This window comes from Candidatus Accumulibacter necessarius (assembly GCF_036625085.1).
Genome location: NZ_JAZKUM010000004.1, coordinates 332320 through 357534, shown reverse-complemented (window position 1 = coordinate 357534; position 25215 = coordinate 332320). Strand labels below are relative to the sequence as shown.

Here is a 25215-nt window from a genome sequence, read left to right as displayed (position 1 = left end):
GTTCACTCATCGACGACGTGGAGCGGAATTGCCGGCGTACGTCGGACATGGAGTTGAAAAACGTCGGGGCGGGAGTAGTGTCCAGCGACATCGAGCGTACGGCGCGAAGGTGCCACCCGTGCGGTGTCAATGTCTGCGTAGAGAATGCCTATCTCGCGTCGCATCGGACCTGCGACGATCTTGCCCTGAGGATCGACGACCACCGAGTCGCCCGGGTTGATCCATTCCTCCGGGTCGGGAAACAGTTCCAGGCGTGACGGAAAGTCTTCGGGGACATCGCTGCCACGCAACACGCTTCCGCTACCCAGCACCCAACAGCGTCCTTCAAGCGCAATATGGCGCATCGTGCTGATCCAGCCGTCGCCGCTGTCATAGGTGGGCGCCACGTAGACTTCCACCCCCTCGGCGTAGAGTGCGTAGCGCGCCAGCGGCATATAGTTTTCCCAGCAGATGAGTGCACCCACGCGACCCGCGGGGGTGTCGACAGCGCGCAGGCCCGATGCATCACCCGGACCGTGCACCATACGTTCCGGATTGGTCGGCATCAGCTTACGGTGGCGATTGCGCAGCTTGCCGTCGGCGTCGATCACGACGACCGTGTTGTAGAGGGTACCCCCGCCACGACTGCGCTCGCATTCGTTGAGGCCGCACACGACGGTCACCCGCTGGCCGCGCGCAACTTCACACAAGGCATCCAGATCGCCGGTCGCAAGATCGACAGCGTTGGCGAGCAGCCGAGCATGCAACTGGGTGGTGAGCGCACCATCCTTGCCCGGCGCGAGGCGCCAGATCCACGACGGGTAGCCGGGAATGAAGGTTTCTGGAAGAACGATTAGCGAAGCTCCGGCTGCGGCGGCTTCGCCGATCGAGTCGACCGCCACCGCCAGCGTGGCGCTGCGGTCGAGTAGCACCGGTGGCCGCTGAATGATCGCGATCTTGTTCATGATCTTTCCTCAATCCAAGGTGAAAACGAGATTTCATCGTGCGCGCGATAAACAGGAAAAACCAGTCCATAATCTGAAGCGTTTCAGGGGAGGCTAAGGCCATGACAGAGAGTTACGCGCAGTTCTGCACGGTCGCGCGGGGAGCGGAAGCACTTTGCGAACGCTGGACACCCCTACTCGTGCGCGAACTGCTCTGCGGCAGCAAGCGTTTCAATGATCTGCACCGTGGTGTGCCACGCATGTCCACCAGCCTGCTTGCCCAGCGTCTGCGCCATCTGGAAGACATCGGCGTGGTGCGTCGAACCCGCGAGGGCAAGGTATGGGAGTACGGCCTGACCGAGGCCGGCGAGGCGCTTCGCCCGATTGTCATGGCCCTGGGGCATTGGGGCGCGCGCTGGATCGGTAGCCGGCTTCGCGATGACGAACTCGACGCCGGGCTGCTCATGTGGGATATGCGCCGCTTCGCATGTATCAAGGAATTTCCATCTCGAACGGTGATTATCCACTTCAGCTTCCGTGATGCGCGGTCTGGTGAAGGTAATTGGTGGCTGGTCGTCGAACACGGTGTGGCGGACCTATGCCGTGACGATCCCGGGCGTGAGCTAACGCTTGTCGTCGACGCTACCGTACGCGCGCTGACAGAGGTGTGGACCGGCGACAGGACCCCGCGGGAAGTCATCAACTCTCGTGACCTGCGCGTGGACGGACCGGCGCAGGATGCCAAAGACCTTTGGCGCTGGCTGGGCACCAGCGCGTTCGCAGGTACCCGGAGGGCGGCACTCGAACGTCAATAGTTGAACGCAATGATGTACAGTTGAGGCAGTTCAACTAGCGAAAGCTGTCATCCGCTTGTTGATCGGCGCACGGACCGCACTGGATCGGATGGAGTCAGCCACCCCTAAAAGCTGAGGGCTGCTTGCCGGCAGAACCTGCCGTTCGAGCAAAAAAATGCACGGCGTCGAAGCCAGGGTCGCCTTCAGACTGATTCCTGCCGCTCGGCTTCTTCAGGCTACCGTCGCCTTCCGACCCAAACCCGTCTGTCGAGTTTCTCTGAAGCGGTCCGACGCTCAGCTACGACGTTTTCGTGTTTCGCTTCTACGAAGCAGCCGTTCATGAGCTCCGGCAGTCGGCCACAAGCGGCCGGTCGAAGTGGGAATTCAACCCAATTTTGAATGGCGGGTAGCGGGCCGATACCTGTCAAAGACGATGCCGAGCTGGGAGCGCGCAAAAACCTCTTAGCCAGGCACGAATACTGCCGGACTGATGTTGAAGAACTTGGCCAGTTTCCCAGCCAGGGTCGCGCTGATCTTTCGCTTGCCGGAGAGAATTGCCGAAAGGTTGCTCTGTGGGACGATTTCCGCGAGATCGCCTTGCTTCAGGCCGCGCAATTCGATCAGGTAGCGCAGAACCTCATTGGGCTCGGAAGCTTCGATGGCGAAGTGGTTGGTGTCATAGTCGGCCACCAGTTCGCTGACGAGATCAAGAAGCCCTGACAAAGCGTGATCCTCTTGGTCGCCGATCATGTCCAGCAAACAGTTCATCAGCGAAACCGTACGGTCATACTCTTCATCAGAACGAATCGGACGCAGATGGGCGATGCGATCAAACGCAGCCCAAGTCTTTTGCAGGGCCTTGATGTCCAGAGTAGCAGTAGCCGTTGTCATGGTTATACCTTGCCTTTCCTGTATCGTTTGCACCAGTCGTCGTATTCCCGGTGAGCCATTACCCAACGCACGAACATCTTGCCGTCGCGGTAGCGAACGATGACAACGACCCGATAGTTATTGCCGCCGACATCGAACACGGTATAAGGCGGAACATAATCCGCACTGCCAAAGCTCTGCCGCAGATCAGCAAAGTCGGCAAAGCGTGAATTCTCGGCAACGGTGTGCCAGTTGCGCAAAGACTGCTCGGCTTCAGGATGCCTGTGCCAGAAGTCACGCAGCATCTTTAGTGAAATGATGTGCATAAGGCGAGTATATCCAAACGATATAATTACGGCAAGCGCAACCTCTTAACGGATTTCCGATTTGACTCCAGTCGGACCATAGCCGTCACTAAGGCAGAGCGGCGTGAATGGCCGCTTGACCGGCCAAAGTCGAAGCCCTGAAGAAGCTAAAGCCACCCACTCATCTCGTTCAAGTCCCGCGCGTCTGACGGTGCCTGCCGAATGACCTGTTTGCGGCAAGCGGTTCCGGCGGAATGGACCCACCGTAGTCTCCCGGCGTTCGGTTGGACAACCGGCCGCTGCGCGTCGGCGATGTGACGTCCGGAATCATCGGCAGCGCAGGGCCTGAAACTGCGTCGAAAAACGTCGGCGACGGCGTTTCAGCTTGGCCCTTTCCCGGCATTGATGCTGACTTCAAGCGCGGCGACGCCGGCACGCGCCACCTGAGCGTCTTCACCAGCCTTGACGCCGGAAACGCCAACCGCACCGATGACCATTGCGTCGCACAGGACGGGCTAGACTCAAACGGGCCTGGGGCGACTTATGTTGATGAGATCAATACCTCCGTCCCTGTCCTGCCGGGCAACCGAAACAGCGCAGAAGTTTGTTGATCAATCTATTGGTGTGGAAGTCTAGGCCGGACGGCGGCAACGCAGCATGAAGCGGTCGGATGGCTTCTAGATGTCATGAGGCCGCTGAGGGTCGGGACGCGACCGACCTCTCGTCGAGTTCGTCGCCGGAAAGCGGTCAGTGAAGTTTCGCTTCCCGGAAGCTGCCATTCATCACCGAGTGTTGACGACCCACTGTCGTCATTGGTGGTTCCGACGCTCCAATGGCAGGTTTCTGATGAGGAGCGGTCGCTATGTGTCTAGGAAATCCGGGGCGATTCGGCCGGCCAATGAGATTGATCAGTCTGGCTCGACCTCAATCGGTGGACAGCCTGGTGTCGTTGCGGACCTTGCGCAGCAGGAAGAGCGCGTAGAGGAAGTTGGGTAGCACCATCAGGATTGGCAGCGCCCAGGTCCACCCCGCCGCGAAGTCCACGGGTTCCACTGTCTTGGGGCTGGCGGCCGAGGTCACGAAGGTCCCGAAATCCCACAGCGCGTGGTAGACGATTGGCACCCAGATCGACCCGGTGCGGATCAGCAGCGCGAGCAGCACCATGCCGCTCATGAAGGCCGCCACGGCCTGGACCACGGCCTCAGCGAGTTGTCCGGTGGTGATCACGTTGAGGACATGCACCGCGCCGAACAGCAGCGAAGTCAGTAGGATCGCCGGCCACATGGTCAACCGCGACCGCAGCCCCTGGAACAGCACACCACGGAACATCCACTCTTCCGAGAGGCCGATGAGGGCGGTGTTCATGGCGAGGAAGAGCAGGGTGCCGGCGGGTGGCAGGCCCAGTACCGCGGGCAGCAGCGCGAAGAACAGCAGGTAGAGCGCCGGGAACCAGAGCGCGCGCAACGAACTCGCCGGCCGGGGCGCCACGAACTTGAGGTCGCGCCAGTGCATCGTCAGGGTCACCAGGACAAGCAGGCCGACCGCCATCGCGAGGTTCCAGCTGATGCCGTGAGTCACCGTCTCGATCAGCGGCTTCTTGCTGCCGTCGCTCGCCCAGCGCATGCCGAAGAGCGTCACCAGCGTCCAGCCGATGTAGGTAAGGAGCGCAACTGGCAGTCGCTTCGGTTCGCGAACGACGGTCATCGATCGAGTCTCGTGGTGGGTTGGCGCACGAGTCTACCTCAATCGCCTGGTGGATGTATGCCACAACACGTCGCGCTGCTCGATGCCTCGGCCAAAGCCAGGCCGTAGCGCGATTTCCGAGTGGCCATCACGCGGCCCATCGCCGTGTCCGCCGCCGGCTCAGCGCTGCTCACGGGGTGAGCAAACGACGATCGGCCCGTTGATCGGCGCCAAGCGAACCGAGGCGCCCTCGACCCTGAATCCGACGTAAGGCGTCCATGCGCCGCCTGGTCGCAGCGGTGTGGCCGCGGCGATCACGCGCGCGTCGCCGTCCTCGATGGCCAGCGCCCCGGTGGAGGGGATTTGGAGGCGCACGCCGGCGTCACCCCACGGCGCAACGCTGCACACCGCTGCCGTGTCCTGGCGCGCTGGTCGCGGGGCTACCCGACGGAGCGCTTCGAGCACGGCGATGCGCTCGAGATAAGCGTCCTGCGGGCATTCGGTGTGCCGCTCGCTGAAGGCACACATGCTGCGCCGCTTGAACCAGTCCTGCTGCCCCTCGACCCACGCGCCCGGCGCGACCGCAGCTGCGAAGTCCAGCCCACGCCAGGCATCGCGCATCCGTGCATCGAGCGCGCGCAGGGTGGTATCGCCGCACACCAGCATGTCGCTGGCGTAGGTCGGCGACTCGCAGTTCGCCGCAAACTGCTCGGGCGGCGGCGGTACGGCGGCGCCCGGAGCACCGCAGAAGAGGAACGCCGGAAGGACGGCGGCGAGCAGTGGTTTCATGTGCGGCGGCGTTGAAGGGGAGGTGATAAAGCAAAGTGAGCGCTGGCAAGCGGCGGCGAGGAAGCGGTTCGGGTCGCCGAGAGGACCGGCAGCCACAGCGGGAGACTGGGGCTGCCGATGCGGGCACCGCCGCCTCCGGAACCCGGGCTGGAGCAGCCGCCGAACCGCTGACGAGAAGTCCAGCCAGCAGGCCCTCACCAGTCGCTCGGAGCAGGCGTCACAGCCGCGCCGTCGCCCGCCACGAGGTATATGCCGGGACGTGCCAGTAGTGGCACCCGGCCAGCCAGGCCCTGCTCCGTGCAGGTACGCCGCACCCTGGGGCGTTGAAATCAGCGGTTGCAGGCGTAGCGGCCAACTTCGGTGACGCCCTCGGCGCGGCCGCGGCGGACATACACGCTGACGCACTGGGCGGTGCGATCGTTCCAGAAGTAGGTGGTGCCGCTGTCGGGACTGCCGCCTTTTTCGGCCGCCTGCTGGTAGCCGCGGCGCCCCATCTCGCGCCACACCTCGTCGATATTCCTACCCGACAGGTCGCTCACGCGGGAATTCGACTGGTAGCCGCCGCGGTCGTAGCCGTAGTTGCTGCCGCGGTAGCTGCTTTCCCGGCTGCGCTCTTCGACGCCCTTGGAATAGCCGTCGCTGTACTCGCGGGTGTTGTCGTAATTGTGGTAGCTGTTGTGGTATAGGCCATCGCGGTAGCCGCGCTCGAAGTCCGCGGTCTGGCGCTCGTCGTAGTTCTTGTCGTCGCGGTGGTGCGACTTGTGCGCCAGCGCGAGGACGCCGAGCAGCGCTGCGGCACCGACCGCCACCGCCGCCACCGTCCCCACGTTGCTCTTGGACTCCTTCTTGGTCTGGCCGCAGTCGCCGGCGTCGACGTCCCGGATGTCTTCGTATCGTCCGTCGCGGGTGGTCACCCGAACGCACGCCTGCTTGCTGTTGCTCCACCAGTAGCTGTAGGCGGATTGGGCGGACTTGGCGGTGTCGATGTGCGTGTAGCCGCGTTGCTCCAATGCGGGTTCGCCATCGCGGCCCTTGGCGCCAACCAGGTCGCGCAGGTCATCAGGCACGGCGGCCCAGACCGGCGCGACGGGCAGGCCAAGGGCAACGGCGAGACAGGTCGCCAAGCATCGTTTGAGGGAATTGTTGGGCATGGAAAGGACTCCTTGTAGAGAGAAAGCGAATGGTAAATCAGTGCGCCTTCTGCCGGTTCGGTCGCCTCGGTCGCAGCGGCCTGCTTGGGTTTCTTAGCGCATTTCCACCCAGTCGGCGATTTCGCCGCCATCGCTGACGGTGCAGGCGACCTTTCGGTTGCCACGATTCGCCTTCATGATGATTTCCCAGTAGCCCGGCCGGAGGGCGCTGGTTTGCTCGATGCCGGCGTCGACGCCGATCTTGTAGAGGCAGGCGCCCTTGGCGACCTCGGAAGGTCCGCTGGCCGCGGTCGGCCGGCCGGACGAGCCTTCACCGGTCACCTCGAAGGAAATCGAGTATTTGCAGGTCTCGTTGCGACGTGCGGTCGCGCGCATCTGGTACACCTGCACCCGGTAGGTTCCGGCCTTGGTGGGAGAGGCGCCGAATTCGTTGCCGGCCGCCGACCCGATGTGGATGGCCGAGTCCGGATTGCCCGGCTCCCACACGTTGAAGTAGCAGGAGCCCCGGATTTGGGAGAACAGGATCTGCATGACCTGGCCGTGCCTCACCGAGAGCCTGTAGTTGACGCCCTGGTCGCCCGTGATGCTCGAGCGGATCTCTTTCGAGTTCATGCCACGGTCGAATCGGACGTCGACGGTGGAATCCTGGGCGAAGGCGGTCGCCGGAACGGCCAGGGCCAGCGTGATGGCGAAGGCGGTAATTTGTTTCATCGGGCTCTCCATTGATGTAAAGAAAAAAGACGGCGTTGGTCGTGCGGATTCCCCGGCCATGCGCATCCGCCTACCACAGGCGGATGCGTTCAGCCGGCGGCAGGTACAGCTTGTCGCCGGGCTGCACGCCAAATGCCTGATACCAGGCGTCGATGTTGCGCACGGTGTTCGGGCGCACGGCCGACGGCGGGTGCGCGTCTGTTCTCATCAGCTGTTCGACGGCCGCCTCGCGGCCTTTCCAGCGCCAGGCCTGGGCGTAGGCCATGAAGAAGCGCTGGTCGCCCGTGTAGCCGTCGAGGACCGGGGCCGCCCGGCCGCCCAGCGAGCGCTGGTAGGCGTCGTAGGCGACCACGAGGCCGGCCAGGTCCGCAATGCTCTCGCCGAGCGTCAGCGCGCCATTGACATGCTTGCCGGAGATCGGCTCGTAGCTGCTGACCTGCTGCTCGAGTCGCTTCGTTACCCGGGTGAAGCGCTCGGCATCCTTGGGCGTCCACCAGTCGCGCAGCAGGCCGTCGCCGTCGCTCGCCCGCCCCTTGTCGTCGAACAGGTGCGAAACCTCGTGGCCGATGATCGCGCCCATGGCGCCGTAGTTGACCGCCGCATCGGCGTTCGGATCGAAAGCCGGGGGCTGCACGATGGCGGCGAGGAAGACGATCTCGTTCCACGTCGTGTTGGCGTAGGCATTCACCAGGAATACCGGTTGCAGGAAGATCCCGTGATCCGGGTACCGCGTCAGCCAGCTGAGGTTTTCCTGGCGGATCAGAGCGAGGCCGCGGCGGGCGTTGCCGACCGGGTCGCCGCGCCTCACATCGAGGGTGCTCGCGTCGCGCCAGACCTCGGGGTAGAGCAGCTTGATACTGACCTTGGAGAGCTTGTCGCGGGCCCCGGCGCGGGTTTCCGGCGCCATCCATTCGAGCTGCGCCAGCCGCGCGTCGAAGGCGGCGACCAGGTTGTCGACCATCGCCTTGGCCGCGGGCTTGGCGTCGGGCGACACGTAGCGCTCGATGTAGGCCTTGCTCATCATGTCGGAGAGCGGGCGCTCCTGGCCGCCGGCGTCGAGTACCGCCTCGATCCAGCGCTGCTTCGGTTCCTGCTGCCCCCCCAACTGCTTGCCGTAGAACGCGAAGACCTCGTCGCGCGCGGCCTTGGGCAGGTATTGCGAGGTTCCCGCGACGGCCATGTAGCGCATGTAGTCCTTCCATGCCTCAAGCGGTTCGGTCGCGATCAGCTGTGCCATGCCGACGATCGACGAGGGGGTGGACATGTTGACCACGGGCGGCGCGCCGACGCCGGCACCGGCGAGGTACCTGCCCCAGTCGATGCCCGGGGCACGCTTCGCGAGCTCGGCCGCACTCACCACGTTGTTCTTCTTTACATCGTCGCGCAGCTCGGTGGCCGACCAGGTGATCTTCGCGATCTTCGTCTCCAGTGCCTGCATGTTCCGCGCCCGCTCTTCGGCATTGTCGAAACCGGCGATCTTGAGCAGGCGTGTGATGTGGGCGCGCTGCGCCTCCAGGATGGGGGCATAGGCGGGGTCGAGATAGAGGTCGCGTGAACCGAGGGCAAGTGCGCCCGTCTCGATGTTGACGATGGTCGTGCGGGCCCGGTTGCGGTCGAAGTCGATGCCGACGGTGATCGGCTTCAGGCCCAGGCGGCCGTGGTTGCGGGCAAAGAGATCCGCAAGCTGCTGCCGGTTGCCGACGGCCGCGATCGCGTCCAGCTCGGGCTTGATCGGCGTGAAGCCGGCGGCCTCGATCGCCGCCTCGTCCATGAACGAGGCGTACCAGTCGCCCATTTTCCGGCGGTCGCTCCCCTTGGCGGCGCCGGTGTCCGCTGCGGCTTCGACCAGGATGGCCCGCATCTGCTCCAGCGCCTTGTCCTGGAGCGTCGCCAGTCCACCCGCTTCGACCCGGTCAGCGGGAATCTCGGTGCGCTCGACCCACTTCCCATTGACGTACCTGAAGAAGTCGTCGCCCGGCTTGACCCGGGTATCCATGCTGGAAAGGTCGACGCCCCACGCGCCGTTCTCGGCCTTCCTGGTTGTACCACCCGTTGCGGCCGTGGTTGGGGTGGCATTCGGCGGCACTGCCTCGGCGGAGGCGGCCGCGACGGCGAGGGCCGTCGAAAGCGTGGCTGCAAGTGCGAGACGTTTCATTGCGATCCTTTCCGGGACTGGATTGAGGGGTGCGTTGTCAAGTTCGACGGCCCGCAGGACGGCGGGATTCATGCGGCGACAAGGACCGTGACGTCATGACAGCCCAGGACAGCACCAACTGGAAGAAGTTCTTACATCCAGGGAAACTGTGCCGGCCGCTGGTGGAAGGGCGGGGAGGCGACCGGAACAGCGCGTCACGGCCGTCTCATGGTGTCGGTCGCGGTTGCCTCGAAATGCTGCGCATCCCGATGCAAACGGGCCTTCGGCCCAATCGTGAAGCCCGGTGGCATGGTGTGGCGGGGTGATTGCCCGGCCGGGATCGCCAAGGCTGCCGCGGCCTTATCGATTTCCAGACGAAACAGTCTTTTCTCGGCCTTGGTATCATGCGCCTCTGCATTCGCGGATATTGAACCACTCATCAAGCATGCAGTCAATTTGAGCCATTACCGGATGCGCTGCGGACCCGGCTCCTCTCTGGAGCCCCTGCGACGCGCCGGACATGAAACTGATTCGCCCACCCGACGAAAGGATCGACACCAATGAATACGAAACTGCTTGCCACCCTCGGCTTCGCCCTGCTGGCCCACACATCCGCCCACGCGATCAACGACAAGTACCGCCAGCAACTCGAGCGCTCGGGCTGCACGCAGGTGACCGAAGCGCAAGGGTGCGACATCCACAAGAGCAAGGCGCAGAACGCCAAGGCCGGCTTCGTCAGTGAAGGATCAGCCGACACGGCACCGGCCAAGGCGCAAAACCCCTATGCTGGCCAGTGGGTCGCCAAGGGAACCGCCGGTGCGACCGTCGCCACCATCCGCATCGACAACAAGGAGAACGTCTGGGTGAACGGCAAGAAGGTGAAGGCCAAGCGCAGCGATGGCGGGCTGGTGTTCAAGCAAGGTTTCATCACCTACATGATCCAGGGCGACCGCCGCCTGGTCGGCGAGGACTACTGGGTCGATTCCGATGCCGGCAGCAAGGGGCCGATCGTCGCCGAGTGATTGAGGGGCGCTCGGCTAAAGCCTGCCCTGCAAACATGAGCTTGCCCGGAATGAATAAGGCGGCGGCGGTCGCCCTGATGGCCGCCATCACGGTCACCGGCTGCGTACAGGAAATCCCTTCGGCGCCGCACGGCGCTTTCCCCGTCGCCGAGCGCGCTGCCTCCGTGCTGCCCGTGGCCGGATACCTGCTGTTCAACCAGCCGTCCGGAGCCATTCATGCGCTCCGGCTGCCGTATCTGGAAACGGGCGTCGTCAAGTCGCCATCCATGCGTAACGGGGAACGGGCGACGATCCATGCGCTGAGCGGCCCAGACCGCGAAGGGCGGGTTGCCTACATCGAAGACCATTTTTTCGTCGCCGACAAGAGCTCGCGGCGGCATCTCCTGAAGACCGTCCGCATCGACGGGACGCAGGATGGCGAAGTGTTCGTGCGCTCGGGTGGCGCGCTCTGGGCAAAGACGCCGGCCGGGCATGGGGAGATTGGCAGCCACCTCGCGCTGTCCGCTTCCGGCGGGCTGGTTGCCTTTCTCTCCAGCCTCGAGCCAGTCCAGTTACCCTCGGCCTACCTGCACGTTGGCCATCTCGAAGTGTGGAATGTGGTTACCAGGGCGGGCGGCAAGCGTCTGGCTGCGGTACTCGATGAGGGCCTGGCATGGTTCCCCGACGGCAGGCGCCTGGCGTTCGTCAGGTTAACCCAGCCGGCGGACATCCCCACATCGGCGCTGCCGCCTGCGAGCTTCGGCCGGGCGTTCCAGGATTGGGACAGGATACCCTCGGTGTTCATCCTCGACCTCGACATGGGCACCGAGCGCTTTCTCGCCACCGGCTGGCGCCCGGTCGTTTCGGGCGACGGAACATTTGTTCTAGTCTCCGACAGCGAGGGGAATGCCCGTGGTGTCGAAGCCGCATCCGGCATGCCGCTTGCGCTGCGCTTGCCGCAGAGCGATTGCCCCCGGCTGGTCGCTGCGCCCTCGCCGGGCCTCGTTCTCGCCCTATGCCGACCGGGTTCTGGCGAGTTCGTCGAGTATTCGGAAAACAACAGCCCGCTCTCCGGCGAGAAGCCGATGCTGATCCTGAGCCTCGTCGGAACCGATTCTGCTGACCGCAGGGCCGTGGTCCGCTCAATCAACCCGCGGACCGTCGTCAGCTTCGGCACCGGCCCGGCTAAGGAAGAGTGAGCGGCGCTTCGTAGGCACCGGCGGGGTGGCCCATGAATTGTCCCGGATTCGTAGCCACACGCCGGCCATTGTGAAGCCCAGATCGGACTTAAAGCACAAGGATTACCAATTGCAGCATTGACCGAAGTGCTTCAGCGGGCCGTCCGTCAGCTTCCGAAGTGAAGCCCTTGCGGCCCTGGCGTGCTCAGCGGATGTTCGCCGACTGTCCGACTCGAAGCACCGGACAAGCCCATCGAAACCAACATGTCCGCAAATCGATGGGGCTTGGCCGAGCAAACCTGTCGCGCACATAGATCGTGCTCAATGATTGCCTTCGCTCAATTGTCCGCATAAGCCATCAGGCAGGTTTCAACTGCGAAGCAGACGTTGCAGTGACAGCTATCTGGCAAGGGTGAACTTCCGCTCCTGGCCGGGTCGAGCCAAAGTAGGATTTAAGTTGGTTGCCGCAAACCGGTCATCCGGCGGGTACCTGAGAGGAAAGTTTGGTCGGTATGGCCAACGGCGGCTCATGGCCGGTTGCCGACCGACGCCATCCTACACCCAATGACCGCTCCCGCTTAAAAGCTGCCGGTCAGGCGAGAATAGCACCGCCGAAAGCCGAACGGCCGCTTTCGCGTTGTCCGGTGGTGCGGTGAAGGACTGCTTTCAAGAGCCTCCACCGTCTGCCCCCGGTCGGCTGCCGACAGCAAACCGCGAAAACCCAGTGGCCGCTTGTGGTCCTGGAGCGGCCAACTCGATGGGAAACCGCCGAGGCCGAGCATCACCGGCCGGATCAGACGGGAAGCATGCGTATTCCACGGGAAACTGGACACCGATTCCACAGCAAGCCAGTCCGGGTTGAACAAAAGTCAGGCCTTTCATCGAACCTGGCACTTTTAATTCTTCGAGAAGGGAAGACGCCCCACCCTGACTTCCTCCATTGCGGGCTGGTATTGGTTGCGTCATGCATCGGCAAAGCCCAGCCAGTCGATCAAGATACCCAGAGGTGAGAGGCTCGCTTCTGTCTCGCGGGCGCTCGATGTCCGCCAATCGACCAAGGTGCCGAAGACATCGTAGACAAGCGCCTTGATCCTGTCCATGAACAGTCCCGCAAGAAGATCGTGGAGGGGACATCGAGAATCAGATGTCCAGACGACCGGTTCGTTCGATCCGCGTGGAGAGCGTGCTCGTCGAACCACCGGCCTCGCTCCCCCTAGCAGGTTCGTGATCGCGAATGACCGATTCGATCTCACGAATCAGCAGGCTCATCGTTGTTCCCCAACCGCCATTGTCGATTGCGGTTGCCTGAAACCGCAGCAGGGGAGTCAGCGTGTCCGGAAGTTCCGAGGCGTCCGGAAGTCTCGCGCCCTCGACGAGCAAGGGGAAGATCGCGTTTCGGCGCTGGAGCAATGCTTCAATCTCGGTGCGAACGACATCGTCCTGCTGGTGCAGCCGAGGGGGCTGGCCTTGGGGTCCCGGTGCGAGCCAGGACCGGCCGATGACGATCACGCCCGCCTTGCACGCCACCAGCGCGCCTCCGATTGATTCGTCCCAGGCACGACTGGGGGCGATGCCGCTGATGTCGAGGAACACGCGTCGCAAGCCGAAATGCTCCGCCAGGTCGTTGGCGACTCGGCCGGCCGCCGCCGGCGCATCGCTGCGGCGGTAGGAGATGAAGACGTCCGGGGCAGCGGCGAGCGTTCCGCGAAGGAGGTTCCTCAGTTGGCCGGTTCCACTTACCCAAGGCTCGGCCAGTTGCAGGAATTGCGACCGGCTCACCCCGGGGACCGGGTGCCCTTCCCAAGTTTTGAGGATCTCCTGAAAAACGTCGTCCGAATAGCCGGTGAGACCACCCATGAAGGGGAGCGGAAACACCGGCTTGCCGCGCTCGATGATACGACGCGCGATGTCCAGGGAGCCCCGTCCGCCGCCGACCATCACCGCCGCATCGCAGCGAACGATCGCTTCGCGTTTCCACGCCTCGACGTCGCCCACCGGGATGCAGCAGTCGGCCGGGGCCGGATAACCCGGTAGCGGCAAGCCGCCACGCCGGAAGAAACGCATGCTCCCTAGCGAAACTTGCCAGAATGCGCCCTGCGGCGACTCGCCGCGCTCCTTGAGCGCAGCGCAGAAGGCATCGGCAACCCAATAGTCGACGCCCCTCGAATTGCCGGTCACGAGTCCGAACCCCGCATCCACCAGCGTCGTGCCGATCATTCGCGCGACTCTGCGCTTGGCCGGGGTGGTCCATCCCGTACCGATGACCAGAACGAGCTTCTTGCGACGATTACTCATGGGCGGCTGGTGATCACGCGAGACTGACCGAACTCTGGGCGGTCGGAAGACGCAAGATGAATTTGATGGAGGCTCTTTCGCGCCGACCAGAATCGGAGCAAAGCAATACGCCTGCAAAGGGTAAAGGCAAAGGGAATTCCTCTCCGCGTCCAGAAGTATCGCTGGCCAGGGGAGTCGCGGTCAATCGGCAGTCTCCGGCCGCGCCTCTGACAGGCTCCCAGTCTCGTAAGCCGGTCAATCGCAGCTCACCAAGACAGCCTCTGGTGCGTCGCGCTAAGGTCCTGATTTGCGTACCGCATCATCCCGATGACGCCGCCGGCGTAGCCCTGCGATAGGCGTGGCCGCTTGTCCCGGCAGGGACCACAGGAGCGAAATCACCGTTCCTTGTTCCTCCTGAAGCCCCGAGCCTGGCTACCGAAATCGATCCCTTCCGGCCACGTTTCGGCCGTCAGGATTCTCCGTGACCGCGTACCATCGTCGCTGCTCTCTCCCTCGCAAGTCTTCCCCGGCCACCGCGCCGGGGCTTTTCGGAGGGGGTTCGCCGAGCCCCCTGCGCAAAGCCGATCGAATTTCGTTCCCGCACCCTAAGGGCAGGATCGAGGTGTGGTAGCTGGCCACGACAAAACAAGCAGCAGCATCCACCCCGCCGGGGAGCGTATCCCGGCAGGGATACCTCCAGTCCGCGCGGAGATTTCCCACCCGGCCAACCGGGACCTTTCCAGGGATCCCGGTCAGGGGTGCTTCGGAAGGTCCCGGTCGGGACATTCCATGGAGGCACCAATAATGAAATACGAGTACCAGGCGTCACGTGTCAAGGACGACGCCCGCGGACGGTGGCAGCGGGTCCTGTCCGACCTCGCGCCGGCTTTGCAGGATGCCGTGGCAAAGCGGGGGAAGCATGTCCCTTGCCCGGTCCATGGTGGTCGCGATGGCTTTCGGGTTTTTCCCGATGTCAGCGAAACCGGCGGCGGCGTCTGCAATACCTGCGGCTACTTCGTCGACGGCTTCTCACTGCTGGTGTAGATGTCGGCGGTCAACTGGACCAAACCGGGGCGGTGGCAGTGGGCGGGGAAACATCCGGGCGCCGTATTGTCTATACACCTCACTCAACAATTCCCCGGAGCAACCATGACCCTGCTGATTCTCGGCCTCGCGACTTTCCTGGGGATACACTCCATACGAATCTTCGCCGATGGCTTCCGCAACGCCCAGGTGGCGAAGCTCGGGCTGGATGGGTGGAAGGCCGTCTACGCGATCGTGTCGATCGCCGGTTTCGTGCTGATCGTCTATGGCTACGGCGAGGCGCGCCTGACGCCGGTGGCGATCTGGAGCCCTCCGCTGTGGACCAGGCATCTGGCCGCACTGCTGACCGTTCCGGCGTTCATCCTGCTGGCGGCGGCGTACGTGCCGGGTACGCGAATCAAGCGGGCGGTCGGCCATCCGATGGTCGCGGGCGTGAAGGTCTGGGCGTTTGCGCACCTGATCGCCAATGGCACGCTGGCCGATGTGTTGCTCTTCGGCAGCTTCCTTGCCTGGGCGATCCTGGATTACGTTTCGGCCCGTCGCCGTGACCGCGCTGCGGGCACCAAGTACGTGACCGGGTCGATCACGCGCGACCTTGCTGCGGTGGTCGTCGGTCTCGCGGCGTGGACCGCGTTCGCCTTCTGGCTGCACATCTGGCTGATCGGCGTACGGCCGTTCGGCGGCTGAGACGCCCCTCGGTTGCCGAGAACGTCTGCGTCGGTCAACGGCACCGGCTCCTTGCGGGTGACGCGTACCTGTGCCGCCGCGGCTGCCGGTGTCGACGCGACCGATGGTCTGCGCGACCGCGCCGCCTTGGCGCGGAGCAGTCAGCCGCAGGCGGCCTCGCCAGAGATGGAGGCTGGTATGGCTGATCCCTGCACGCGCGCAGAATTCCGCGACGCTCAACCGGGTGCCGATGGACGGGAAATGGTATTGGTAACTATCCGCAACTTACGTCTATTTTGCCCATGAAAGCCTTGTCTATCGAATTGCCGGCGTTCGCCAAATACCGCGTCGATTACTTGGACGATGAAGGGTTTCGCGGATTGCAGCAGTCCCTCCTGAAGAACCCGGAAGCCAGCGATGTGATCGAAGGGACAGGTGGGCTGCGCAAGCTGCGCGATGGCGATCCGGGGCGTGGCAAAGGAAAGCGGGGTAGACTGCGAGTGATTTACCACTGGTGGGATGGAGGCCGGCAATTCTGGCTCTTCCCCCTGTACGACAAGGATGAAATGGACAACTTGAACGCCGACGAGAAAGGGCGCTCGAGGGGGATGTTGCAAGCTGAACTGGAGGCCAGACGATGAGAAAACGGAATTTGTTTGTGGAGATTGCCGAGGGCTTTGATACCCTGGCGGACGAGCGCGCCGGCAAACAGACGGTGCGCACCCACAAGATCGAGGTTCAGCCATTGTCTGAGGTTACGGCGGCGGAACTGGTGACGTTGCGCGAGCGCGTACACCTGTCGCGCCCGCTATTTGCCAGCTACCTGCGCACCAATCCCCGGACACTGGAAAACTGGGAGCAGGGCCGGGCCAAACCGAATGCCCAAGCTGCGCTGCTGATTCGCCTGGTCGAGAAGTTTCCGGATACCGTTGAGCGACTGGCCGTGGTCTGAACTTCTGGCCGTGGCGAATCAAGCGTTGAGGGCCTCTAATTCGAGCTGGCCCCTTGAGCGCCGGTTCCAGCCAATTGAACTCATCCCGAGCGCCTCGCTGAAGGCAGCTGCAGACGACACGGCACCACAATCGGACTCTTATCCATCACCAAGGAGTCTGACATGGAATCCACTGAAACTCGGGAACCGTGGAACAAAGGAAAGCCGGTCGGCCAAAAGCCACCGCTCAGTCCCAGGGACATCTGGGCCATCCGAATTCACCTTCAGAACGAACACTTGGTACGCCATCTGACCATGTTCAATCTTGCCATAGACGGCAAACTGCGTGGTTGCAGTCTCGTGAATCTGCGCGTTCGCGACATCATGCACGGCAACAAGGTCTTGGCGCGGGCGATGATCGTGCAACGAAAGACCTAGCGGCCAGTCCAGTTTGAGCTGACGGAGCCCACGAGGACCGCTGTCGCGGCGTGGATCGAGAAGGCGGGACTGAGACCGGAGAAGTTCTTGTTCTCCAGTCGGTTGGCGAGATCGCCCCATGTTTCGACTCGTCAGTGCGCCCGGATCGTTCATCAGTGGGTGGCCGCGATCGGCAGGGGAATGGGGGCAACGGTCGAAATGGGCTGGGCACCTGAAAAAATAAATCATCGATACTTCGAGCAAGTTCGAGGTTAGCACCATAACACACTGTTGCCACGCATTATTATGAGAGCAGCCGAGGTTTCTCTCAAGCTTCATCGCCCAAGTCTGCCAATCCTCGTGCGCCAACCTACGCCAACAGCTGCCTTGCGTGGGTTTGAAGTGAGAACTGCTGCTGGCGCAATAGTCAGGTGCAGGGACCCTTCCGATATGGCAACATGAGCGGCGGTGCTGCCGGTCAACCGGAAACAAGCGAACCGCTGCGGGGGGTCCTGACAGCGATCAACAGGCGGGCTTGCCTGCCGGACTGGGAACCGGCAAATCTCGAACAGCAAGGAGTTGGCGATGAATAAACTGGTTCTGGCGCTCTTCCTGGCGATAGGGGCCGCGGCGCTTGCCAATGCCGAGCCGTCGGCGCCTGGCTCTACGGGCATCGGGATCAAGAATTACCAATGGCAGGCGGTAGCGGGCGAGAAAAGCGAAGCGCTTGAACGCAAGGGTAACGGGAAGCGCGGTGAGGTACTTTACGCCTTGTGCCGCAGTTGCCACCAGCCGTCGGGGGGTGGGCACTCCGACGGCAGCATCCCTCAACTCGCAGGTCAGCACAGCAGCGTGCTGATCAAGCAGATGGCCGATATCCGCGCCGGTTTGCGCGACAGCCCGACGATGTATCCGTTTGCCGCAGTACTGTCCGATCCGCAGGACCTGGCTGATCTCGCAGCCTATCTCGAAGGGCTGTGCATTCCCGTCGACCACGGTCGCCACGATGCTCAGGACGCAGTTCAGCAAGTGGCGAAAGGCAAAGCCCTCTACGAAAACGAGTGCCGGGTGTGCCACGGAGCCAACGGCGAAGGTTCCAGGTACAGGCTCTATCCGGTGATCGCTGGACAGCACTATAAGTACCTGCTGCAGCAGATGACCGACATCCGTGACGGCAAGCGCCGCAACGCCAACCCAGAGATGGTCAGGATCATCAGCAAGTACAACGACGATCAACTGATCGCGATTTCGGCTTATCAGTCGAGTCTGGTGATGCCTGGAAAAATGTGCAAGGCCAAGGCGCCGGCCAGGAAGCCATAGCCACGCCGTCCGGGCACGACGACCGTCGATCAGCGGCCTGCTCCCGATGGTACACACAGCTTGAACAACTGCCTGGTATCCGGCGAGCACGGATGGGGCAAGGGCACCCAGAACGCATGTGCTTTGCGCCTGACCGGCCGCAAATCGTCGGTCAACTGCCAGCGCCATGCGTTACAACGGTCTGGGTGGCTGCGGCGTGACTTGTGCGGTTCGCGATCTGCTACCCGGTTTCTCGCCTGCCGACTTCGCGGCGGGTGGCCGCGTGAAGCTCGCCGGCCAGCTCGCTGGTGCGCAGAATCACCGCGATCGGCAACGGCTGGGCAAGTCGCGCGACGCCCATCGCCTCATTTGACCCAGCGGTTCCAGAGCATGCGGTCGATCGCCGCGTTCGCGGCTGGTCGGTCGAAACGGTCGGGATCGAAGTCAAGCCCGGCCCAGGTGCGAAGTTCCTCTGTCTCCGTGCCGTAGGGATCGTGCTCCCAGCGCTCGAGGAAGTCCTGGTAGGCATCAACGCCTCCGGCATCCTCGGGTGGGCAAGCACGTTCCCCCGCCTGGACCCAGGCGATGGGTCCGTCGCCGTAGCGATCGTCAGCATCCCGGACTTGCTCCACGCTCAGGCAATGCTCCCAGTTGTCACCAAAGTCGTAGAGGTAGGTAAAGGTGCTGCCGGCGCCGAGCAGGCGGTTGAGCCGGACGCGTCGTTCGATGGCGGTGGGTCGGTCGGAGTTGTCGCCTTCCGGGTCCGGAACGCCGATGTTCTGGTCGCCGACCCGGAACTCATGCAAGTGCGCGTCATGCCAGCCCATCGCCGCCTGAATGACGTGGTGGAGCATGCCGAAGTTCGCCTGACCGCTGATCACGATCCGGCGCCAGATTAGCGGCTTGGTGTCCACCAGTTCGACCTTGAGGGTGAACAGGGTCGAGGGCGGCTTCTTCGGCGCAGTGGGCATGGCGGTTCCTTGATCAGTTGCTTGAGCAGACTACGGAAGCTCCGTCTCTGACCCGAACGATCCGCAAGCAGATGGCCCAGACGGGCGTGGCGAGCCTGGACCAACCGGCGGCCAGCCGCGTGCCACCTTGCGCCGTTGAGCGGTGCCCGCCGCTCATGAGAGCGTCTGCGGTGGCAGTGGGTTTCGGCAAGCCATGCCAAGCGTCTCAAGACGAAGGCTCTTCAGTAGCGGGTTGATGTGGGCAGCGGGCCATGGTGCTGTGGACAAGTCCGGGAGAGTCGGCCGCTGTCCACAGAATTTGCTGGCAACACTGTGGGCAAGGGGTGGACAAACTGTGGAAAGCTGCCTTGGACCGGCCTCAGACAAGGGAGACCTTGCGCTGCCCAAGAATTGGGCGTCACGGTCAACGACGAGGAAGGTGCGCCGGGTCGTCGGAAAACCCCGGTTCGTCCAGAACTTCGGGTCGACAGCAACGCGGTTGCCCTGTCGCAGGCGGTGGGCGAAGTCGACTGAGACACCATTGACCAGAATCAGCTCGACCTCGGTGTGGGGCACGCCGAGGGCTTCGATTATGCGCCACGGTGGGATGAGTTGCCTGAAGTCAGCTGATGGCCGCCCTTTCCGGGTTTGTGCGAGTGCCCTGCGGCACATTCTGGTTTGCGGCGGACTCTGCGATTGGTAAGATGACGTGGGTGAAGGGTACAGGAGCAAGGCGCTTCTCAGGAGGCGAAACTTCGGCTGCAAGAGCATCAAGGAAATTGAAATGCGGGTCCCGGTCAAGCCACTCTACCAGCCCTATGCTGCTGTCCCAGCGTATATCACCAAGGATGGGTCCGAAATCCGCGAGCTGATGCATCCCGCCGTTCAGGGTAACCGGAAGCAGAGTCTGGCCGAAGCCACGATTCCTCCTGGAACAAGAACGCTGTTGCACAGGCATCTGGTGACGGAAGAGATCTACCACATCACGGCAGGCGTGGGACTGATGACTCTGGGAGCGGCCAGGTTCATGGTCGGAGTTGGCGACACCATCGGCATCCCGCCGGGAACGGCACACTGCATTGAAGCATCGAGCAAGGGCGCCCTGACACTGCTCTGCTGTTGTTCACCAGCCTATTCCGACGCGGATACGGAGATCCTCGAAACGGGCCAGGATGATCAAGGATGAAGCGACCATCGGCTCGACGATCCGTTGGGATGTCCCACAGGACCGCGAGAAGCCGGTCCGGTTGCCCCGGATGTCGTGCCTGCCCCTTCTTTGCGCCTTGTCAGCAACCACTTACGCTGGAGACAAGATCATGGAGATGAGCATTGCTTCAAGTGCGTTTGCGCCTAACGGGCCGATCCCGAGCCTTCATACATGCGAAGGCAGGAATGTTTCCCCAGCACTGACCTGGAGTGGCGTGCCTGCGACAGCAAGGAGCCTGGTCCTGATCGTGGACGATCCCGATGCACCCGATCCGGCAGCACCCCGCATGACCTGGGTTCATTGGCTGCTCTACAACCTGCCTCCGGACACCACCGGGCTGCCCGAGGCCGCACAGTCGTTTCCTGCCGGCACGCTGGCAGGACTCAATGATTGGCAGCGCGCCGGCTACGGTGGCCCCTGTCCTCCCATCGGTCGGCACCGCTATTTCCACAAGCTCTACGCGCTTGACGTCGTGTTGCCTGACTTGAAGATGCCAAACAAGAAGTCGCTGGAACAAGCCATGCAAGGACATATCGTTGCGGAAGCGCAGTTGGTCGGCAACTATCAGAAGGGGCATTGATCTCGCTGCGCAGGTACACCAGCGCGAACTGTCTGGTTGGTGAGACCGCGGCTGGGCGAAACCGCTGCGAGGAGGAAAGGGTCCCCTGGTACGGAAGCCATAGGCAGGCCACTCTGCGCCCGGCGGTGAGTATGGTCGGCTGTCGTGACGTGAAATCGTCTCATGACCCGTCGTCAGTGCTGCTCGGTCCAGGTCTTGCAGCGTTGTTAAGGATGTAAAATGCACTGTCAGCTTCGCAGACAATCAACGGGAGCCAAGGAGTGGACAAAGTGAGGGACATTGAAGAGGCCATTGGCGCTCATGCCCTATGGATGTCGGAGCTTCGGCAGGCCATTCTCGATGCTCGTCCGGGCGTTGAGGTGGGAGGCATTCGGGCAGACGACCAATGTGAATTCGGCCAGTGGTTGTACGGCTCTCGCCTGTCGGCGGCGGACCGAATGACCGAGAGTTACCAGGAGGTCCGCCGCCTGCACGCCGAATTCCACGATCTGGCAGCGCTGTTGGTCGAAAGGGCAGCGGCTGGCAGGATAGTCGAGGCTTACGCTCTGCTCTACGACGAGTACGTCACGATGTCCGGCCGGCTGGCTCTTGCCATGCGGGCGTGGCAGCCATGCTCTACGACGAGTACGTCACGATGTCCGGCCGGCTGGCTGGCTAGCGCCTGCTGAAGGGCCTTGAGTGAACCGAGGTCACGACGAATCCGCGACATTGTTTGATGCCATGCAACGGACTGCCAGATCGTCAATGCTGCGCAGGCGGCGGCTGAGTTCCCTTGCCAGGTTCATGACGATCAGCGTGAAGGTTGGCGGGTCAAACTCGTGAATACAGAATAGATCGCCGTTGGTCAAGGCCAGCGTCGAGACCGGCTCGAGCGCGCGCACCGTGGCCGACCGGTGCTGCGTGTCGATCAACTCCATTTCGCCGAAAACATCGCCCGTTTTCAGAACCGCGATCCGCTTGCCGAACAGGCCTGCCGACTCAGGGCTGGCCTTCAGGACCTCGACGGACCCGCTGCAGATCACGAACAGCGAGTCACCGTCGTCGCCTTCCTCAACAATGACCTCTCCGGCAGCAAAATCCAGCTCGCGCATCAACGGCATGATCGCCGTCATCGCCTGATCGTCAACCCCACCGAACAGTGGTTGATCCTGAAGGAAGCGCGCTGTCTTCACGGAACACTCCTGCGGCAACAACCAATCGCCCATAGCGGGCGTCGCCTTGACGTCATTTTGCACCACCCGGAAGAAAAACAGAAGAAACCCGGCGGGTAGGCGACGGTCGGCACGGCGGAAGTTGGCCAGTACCATGACCATGAGCCACCAGCGATCATGGCTGGGATCTGCTTTCCTTCAGCAGACCGAACCGGCCGCTTGAATCCTGCTGTTGACGGCCAGTTCTCGATCCGTTGCAATCGCCGGATACGATCTGCTGGGCAGCATGCCAGGATCAGGCAATGGCTGCTCCACGGTGATACGTCCTGCTGGAGTAAAATGTGGTCAATGAACGACGAATTCTTCATGCGCGAGGCGATTTCTCTGGCGCTTGCTGCCGAATGCCTTGGGGAGGTTCCGGTTGGCGCGCTGGTGGTTCGCGATGGCGTCATCGTTGGTCGTGGCTTCAATTCGCCGATCGGCGACCATGATCCGACGGCCCATGCCGAAATTGCCGCATTGCGCGATGCAGCGCGCAATCTGCGTAACTATCGCCTACCCGGCTGCGAGCTGTTCGTGACCCTTGAGCCTTGCGTGATGTGTGCCGGCGCACTGATGCAGGCGCGCATTGCTCGCCTGATCTATGGCGCCCGTGACCCCAAGACGGGCGTCCACGGGAGCGTGGTCGACATCTTTGCCGTTGAGCGGCTCAACCATCACACCGAGGTCCTGGGTGGCGTTCTGGCACGGGAGTGCGGTCAGTTGCTGTCGGATTTCTTTGCGGCTCGCCGCAGCCGCAGCGGGCAATGAGTGTGCGCATCCAGATCTCCATCGGCAAACAGACGCTGACTCTGTCGAATGACTCGGGGCGGGTGCTGCGTACCTATACCGTATCTACGGCGACCAAGGGGGCAGGCGAACTCAGGGGCAGCTTCTGCACGCCGCGCGGGCGGCACTTGGTGCGCGCCAGGATAGGTACGGGACAACCGGAGAATACGGTGTTCATCGGTCGTCGGCCGAGCGGCGAGGTCTACTCGCGAGAACTGGCCGAGCGCTTTCCCGGGCGCGACTGGATTCTGACGCGAATTCTCTGGCTGTCCGGCTGCGAGCCCGGCCGTAACCGCCTTGGCCCGGTCGACACCATGCGCCGTTACGTTTACATCCACGGCAGCCCGGATACGGCGCCGATGGGTCGCCCGGGGTCGATTGGCTGCATCCGCATGCATAACGCCGATATCATCGACCTGTTCGACCAGGTGCCGCCTTACACGGTGGTCGATATCAGCGAGGACTGAAAGCTCTCGCAGACGTCGCCAAGCGCGCGTGCGCCGGCATCGAAACTGCGTTCGAGCAAGGTGGTCCGCCCATCCCGATGCCTGGTGAGCAGGGTCGACGCCCGCGTTCCGTAGTTTTCCGAACGGACGAAGACGGCCGAGAGGATACGTTCCCATTCGATCGGGACACCGGTTTCCGGCAGGTGGGAATCGGGCACGATTTCCTGGTCGGCGAGCAGTTCAAGGAACGCTGCCGGTGCCGGTAGCGTTGCCAGGGCCTCGGCAAAAGCCGCCTTGGCGCTCGCCAGCTTGGGCCAGGGGGTGTCGAGCAGATGGTTCGAGAGTCCGTAGATGCCGGGGCCCAGCCAGCGTGTCCGGCGGTCGCCACGGTTCGTACCGTAGCCGAGACGCTCGCCGTCGGCGATGAAGAGGTTGAAGCCGTTGTAATCGCCAGCATGGGTCGCGAGCTGTGCCAGATACGCTGCCGGGCCGTCGTGGCCGGCAACGAAATCGGCTACCAGGGCACCGCGTGAGCGGGCATGGGGGAGTGGTTTGCCGCCCTCACGATAGTTGGTCAGGGCGGCGAAGCGCTGCCCGCGGCTGACGCCGAGCCAGGTGCCGCCGGCTTCGAGGTCGCGCCCGGCGAGGACCTGCGGGGCTTCGGACCAGAAAGCGGCAGGCGCCGAGGGGCGGGCGAAGAACTCATCGCGGTTGGCGGCGACCACCAGGGGATAGTCAGGGTGCGCCTGCCAGGCGAGCAGGATCAGGCACATCGTCGGCTGGCCTCAGGGAATCGGGAAGCCGGGCCCCACGGGTTCGATGTCGATCTGCGAACCACCAGCAGTAGCGAGTTGAAGAGCACCGGCACCGACGAAGCTCTCCTGGACAACCGCCAGGGCATCGTGACCGCCAGCCGGCGCCGGCGCGGCATTGACGACCATGCCGCAAGGCTGCTCGGCATGGAGCGGCGAATAGATCGCTTGCCCCGCGGCCATCGGGCTGGCCGAGTGCGCGCGATAGAGGTGGCGCTTGACCTTGCCGAGATACTGCGTGCGGGCGACAATTTCCTGACCGGGGTAACAGCCCTTGTGGAAACTGACCGCGCCCATTTGCTCAAAATTCGCCATTTGCGGCACAAACTGCTCTTTGGTGTCCTCGGTGATCAGCGGCAGGCCGGCCTGGATATCCAGCCACTGCCAGACAGGGGTCCCGACTGGACGAGCGTGCGACTGCAATTCCTGCCATAGACCGGGAGCCGCCCCCAGGCTGACGACGATTTCAAAGCGTCTGCTATCGAGCCGGATGACGACGCCCTCGGCGAATACAGCAGCGCTCAGCGGCGTCGGTGGAACCGGCAGGCGGGCGGACTGCAATGCGATTTCGGCTTGCGGGCCGGCCAGGCCGATAAGTGGGTGAGTGCCCGACAGGTCGGTGATCTTCACCCTGCTACGCAGGACGAACATCTGCAGGCGCTTGTGAATCGCCGGCAGCAGGTCGGCCGAGAGTTGCAGGCGGTAGTCCGGCCCGTGGTGAAAAAGCAGAAAGCTGGCGAGCATCCTGCCCTTCGCCGAGCACCAGGCCGAATGCTGCGCCATCTCGCTGGCCAGGTGCTTCACGTCGCTGGTCAACTGATTGTGCAGAAAAGCCGCCGCGTCAGGCCCCGCCACCTCGATCAGGCCGAGGTGTGTCAGGGGTGAGACGAGTGTCGCTTCGCTGGCGTTCGCCAGTTCCGCCGCGGGTTCGCCGAAATCCGTGACCAGTCCCCTGTCAATGCGTGCGCCGGTGCCACCAAGAAATTCCTGCCAGTTCAAGTTCATCGTTTCGTCTATTCCATCGGATAGTGATCTGAAAGGCGCCGGCCGCCAGCGGGGCGTGCTCGCCCG

At 63.1% G+C, this 25215-nt stretch carries 28 protein-coding genes and 3 pseudogenes; 16 read left to right on the top strand and 15 right to left on the bottom strand.

Going from position 1 to position 25215, the window contains the following annotated elements; translation table 11 throughout:
* Positions 1–2: 2 nt before the first annotated feature.
* Positions 3–944, bottom strand: a complete 942-nt coding sequence (locus V5B44_RS12825; RefSeq protein ID WP_332359403.1) for a carbon-nitrogen hydrolase family protein — start codon at positions 942–944, stop codon at positions 3–5.
* A 101-nt stretch (positions 945–1045) separates the two neighbouring features.
* Here V5B44_RS12825 and V5B44_RS12820 point away from each other — a divergent pair, with 101 nt between their 5' ends.
* Positions 1046–1738 (top strand): winged helix-turn-helix transcriptional regulator, encoded by a 693-nt coding sequence (locus tag V5B44_RS12820; RefSeq protein ID WP_332359402.1) that lies wholly within the window; start codon positions 1046–1048, stop codon positions 1736–1738.
* 441 nt (positions 1739–2179) lie between these two features.
* On the opposite strand, the gene V5B44_RS12815 is transcribed toward V5B44_RS12820, so the two are convergent.
* Positions 2180–2641, bottom strand: coding sequence for a helix-turn-helix domain-containing protein (locus V5B44_RS12815; protein WP_332359401.1), 462 nt, complete (start codon positions 2639–2641; stop codon positions 2180–2182).
* Positions 2611–2913 carry a type II toxin-antitoxin system HigB family toxin gene (locus V5B44_RS12810; RefSeq protein WP_332359400.1) on the bottom strand — a complete coding sequence of 101 codons (303 nt, stop codon included), beginning with the start codon at positions 2911–2913 and terminating at the stop codon, positions 2611–2613. Before V5B44_RS12810 ends, V5B44_RS12815 begins: the two co-directional genes overlap by 31 nt.
* A gap of 263 nt (positions 2914–3176) precedes the next feature.
* On the opposite strand from V5B44_RS12810, the gene V5B44_RS26675 reads away from it, so the two are divergent.
* Positions 3177–3503 (top strand): hypothetical protein, encoded by a 327-nt coding sequence (locus V5B44_RS26675; protein ID WP_434735443.1) that lies wholly within the window; start codon positions 3177–3179, stop codon positions 3501–3503.
* Positions 3504–3816: 313 nt separating this feature from the next.
* On the opposite strand, the gene V5B44_RS12800 is transcribed toward V5B44_RS26675, so the two are convergent.
* The 5 genes from V5B44_RS12800 to V5B44_RS12780 all read right to left on the bottom strand — a co-directional run bounded on the left by V5B44_RS12800 (position 3817) and on the right by V5B44_RS12780 (position 9381).
* Positions 3817–4596: a CPBP family intramembrane glutamic endopeptidase gene (locus tag V5B44_RS12800; RefSeq protein WP_332359399.1), complete on the bottom strand. Its 780-nt coding sequence runs from the start codon at positions 4594–4596 to the stop codon at positions 3817–3819.
* 159 nt (positions 4597–4755) lie between these two features.
* Positions 4756–5364, bottom strand: a complete 609-nt coding sequence (locus V5B44_RS12795; protein ID WP_332359398.1) for a hypothetical protein — start codon at positions 5362–5364, stop codon at positions 4756–4758.
* 329 nt (positions 5365–5693) lie between these two features.
* Positions 5694–6515 carry a hypothetical protein gene (locus V5B44_RS12790; protein ID WP_332359397.1) on the bottom strand — a complete coding sequence of 274 codons (822 nt, stop codon included), beginning with the start codon at positions 6513–6515 and terminating at the stop codon, positions 5694–5696.
* A 93-nt stretch (positions 6516–6608) separates the two neighbouring features.
* Positions 6609–7286, bottom strand: coding sequence for a hypothetical protein (locus V5B44_RS12785; RefSeq protein WP_332359396.1), 678 nt, complete (start codon positions 7284–7286; stop codon positions 6609–6611).
* 10 nt (positions 7287–7296) lie between these two features.
* Positions 7297–9381: a M13 family metallopeptidase gene (locus V5B44_RS12780; RefSeq protein WP_332359395.1), complete on the bottom strand. Its 2085-nt coding sequence runs from the start codon at positions 9379–9381 to the stop codon at positions 7297–7299.
* Between the two features lie 539 nt (positions 9382–9920).
* Between V5B44_RS12780 and V5B44_RS12775 the strand changes: the two genes are divergently transcribed.
* Together V5B44_RS12775 and V5B44_RS12770 are read left to right on the top strand one after the other, a co-directional pair.
* Positions 9921–10382 carry a hypothetical protein gene (locus tag V5B44_RS12775; protein WP_332359394.1) on the top strand — a complete coding sequence of 154 codons (462 nt, stop codon included), beginning with the start codon at positions 9921–9923 and terminating at the stop codon, positions 10380–10382.
* Between the two features lie 50 nt (positions 10383–10432).
* Positions 10433–11560, top strand: coding sequence for a hypothetical protein (locus V5B44_RS12770; RefSeq protein WP_332359393.1), 1128 nt, complete (start codon positions 10433–10435; stop codon positions 11558–11560).
* A 941-nt stretch (positions 11561–12501) separates the two neighbouring features.
* Here V5B44_RS12770 and V5B44_RS12765 read toward each other — a convergent pair.
* The gene (locus V5B44_RS12765; protein WP_332359392.1) at positions 12502–12639 is read right to left on the bottom strand and encodes a hypothetical protein; all 138 of its coding nucleotides are present in this window, start codon (positions 12637–12639) and stop codon (positions 12502–12504) included.
* 40 nt (positions 12640–12679) lie between these two features.
* Positions 12680–13834 carry a toll/interleukin-1 receptor domain-containing protein gene (locus V5B44_RS12760; RefSeq protein ID WP_332359391.1) on the bottom strand — a complete coding sequence of 385 codons (1155 nt, stop codon included), beginning with the start codon at positions 13832–13834 and terminating at the stop codon, positions 12680–12682.
* A 783-nt stretch (positions 13835–14617) separates the two neighbouring features.
* Between V5B44_RS12760 and V5B44_RS12755 the strand changes: the two are divergent.
* From V5B44_RS12755 to V5B44_RS12725, 7 genes and pseudogenes are all read left to right on the top strand, one after another.
* A pseudogene (locus V5B44_RS12755) lies at positions 14618–14851 on the top strand (primase-helicase zinc-binding domain-containing protein); the annotation flags it as partial.
* 111 nt (positions 14852–14962) lie between these two features.
* A complete protein-coding gene (locus V5B44_RS12750) occupies positions 14963–15544 on the top strand; it encodes an NnrU family protein (RefSeq protein ID WP_332359613.1) in 582 nt (193 codons plus the stop codon).
* A gap of 281 nt (positions 15545–15825) precedes the next feature.
* Entirely contained in the window at positions 15826–16164 is a 339-nt protein-coding gene (locus V5B44_RS12745) for a toxin (protein WP_332359612.1), read from the top strand.
* Positions 16161–16475, top strand: a complete 315-nt coding sequence (locus V5B44_RS12740; RefSeq protein ID WP_332359389.1) for a helix-turn-helix domain-containing protein — start codon at positions 16161–16163, stop codon at positions 16473–16475. The genes V5B44_RS12745 and V5B44_RS12740 overlap by 4 nt, the downstream gene beginning before the upstream one ends.
* Before the next feature lie 162 nt (positions 16476–16637).
* Positions 16638–17066: pseudogene (locus V5B44_RS12735) on the top strand (hypothetical protein); the annotation flags it as partial.
* 390 nt (positions 17067–17456) lie between these two features.
* Positions 17457–18191 carry a c-type cytochrome gene (locus V5B44_RS12730; RefSeq protein ID WP_332359388.1) on the top strand — a complete coding sequence of 245 codons (735 nt, stop codon included), beginning with the start codon at positions 17457–17459 and terminating at the stop codon, positions 18189–18191.
* Between the two features lie 166 nt (positions 18192–18357).
* Positions 18358–18543 carry a hypothetical protein gene (locus V5B44_RS12725; RefSeq protein ID WP_332359387.1) on the top strand — a complete coding sequence of 62 codons (186 nt, stop codon included), beginning with the start codon at positions 18358–18360 and terminating at the stop codon, positions 18541–18543.
* Here V5B44_RS12725 and V5B44_RS12720 read toward each other — a convergent pair.
* Together V5B44_RS12720 and V5B44_RS12715 are read right to left on the bottom strand one after the other, a co-directional pair.
* The gene (locus V5B44_RS12720; protein WP_332359386.1) at positions 18536–19141 is read right to left on the bottom strand and encodes a plasmid pRiA4b ORF-3 family protein; all 606 of its coding nucleotides are present in this window, start codon (positions 19139–19141) and stop codon (positions 18536–18538) included. The genes V5B44_RS12725 and V5B44_RS12720 overlap by 8 nt on opposite strands.
* A 453-nt stretch (positions 19142–19594) precedes the next feature.
* A pseudogene (locus tag V5B44_RS12715) lies at positions 19595–19792 on the bottom strand (hypothetical protein); the annotation flags it as partial.
* 112 nt (positions 19793–19904) lie between these two features.
* Between V5B44_RS12715 and V5B44_RS12710 the strand changes: the two are divergent.
* From V5B44_RS12710 to V5B44_RS12700, 3 genes are all read left to right on the top strand, one after another.
* Positions 19905–20306 carry a cupin domain-containing protein gene (locus V5B44_RS12710; protein WP_332359385.1) on the top strand — a complete coding sequence of 134 codons (402 nt, stop codon included), beginning with the start codon at positions 19905–19907 and terminating at the stop codon, positions 20304–20306.
* Between the two features lie 130 nt (positions 20307–20436).
* On the top strand, positions 20437–20907 hold the full coding sequence (locus tag V5B44_RS12705) for a YbhB/YbcL family Raf kinase inhibitor-like protein (RefSeq protein WP_332359611.1): 471 nt from the start codon (positions 20437–20439) through the stop codon (positions 20905–20907).
* A 269-nt stretch (positions 20908–21176) separates the two neighbouring features.
* Complete coding sequence (locus V5B44_RS12700) at positions 21177–21575, top strand: CZB domain-containing protein (protein ID WP_332359384.1); 399 nt, start codon at positions 21177–21179, stop codon at positions 21573–21575.
* A gap of 21 nt (positions 21576–21596) precedes the next feature.
* Here V5B44_RS12700 and V5B44_RS12695 read toward each other — a convergent pair whose 3' ends face one another.
* The gene (locus V5B44_RS12695) at positions 21597–22214 is read right to left on the bottom strand and encodes a cyclic nucleotide-binding domain-containing protein (RefSeq protein ID WP_332359383.1); all 618 of its coding nucleotides are present in this window, start codon (positions 22212–22214) and stop codon (positions 21597–21599) included.
* 192 nt (positions 22215–22406) lie between these two features.
* Between V5B44_RS12695 and tadA the strand changes: the two genes are divergently transcribed.
* Positions 22407–22868, top strand: coding sequence for a tRNA adenosine(34) deaminase TadA (tadA, locus tag V5B44_RS12690; protein WP_332359382.1), 462 nt, complete (start codon positions 22407–22409; stop codon positions 22866–22868).
* Between the two features lie 2 nt (positions 22869–22870).
* Complete coding sequence (locus V5B44_RS12685) at positions 22871–23353, top strand: L,D-transpeptidase (RefSeq protein WP_332359610.1); 483 nt, start codon at positions 22871–22873, stop codon at positions 23351–23353.
* On the opposite strand, the gene V5B44_RS12680 is transcribed toward V5B44_RS12685, so the two are convergent.
* Together V5B44_RS12680 and V5B44_RS12675 are read right to left on the bottom strand one after the other, a co-directional pair.
* Positions 23323–24105 carry an NRDE family protein gene (locus V5B44_RS12680; RefSeq protein ID WP_332359381.1) on the bottom strand — a complete coding sequence of 261 codons (783 nt, stop codon included), beginning with the start codon at positions 24103–24105 and terminating at the stop codon, positions 23323–23325. The two genes, V5B44_RS12685 and V5B44_RS12680, sit on opposite strands and share 31 nt — an antisense overlap.
* A gap of 12 nt (positions 24106–24117) precedes the next feature.
* Complete coding sequence (locus tag V5B44_RS12675) at positions 24118–25149, bottom strand: YgfZ/GcvT domain-containing protein (RefSeq protein ID WP_332359380.1); 1032 nt, start codon at positions 25147–25149, stop codon at positions 24118–24120.
* Positions 25150–25215: the final 66 nt, after the last annotated feature.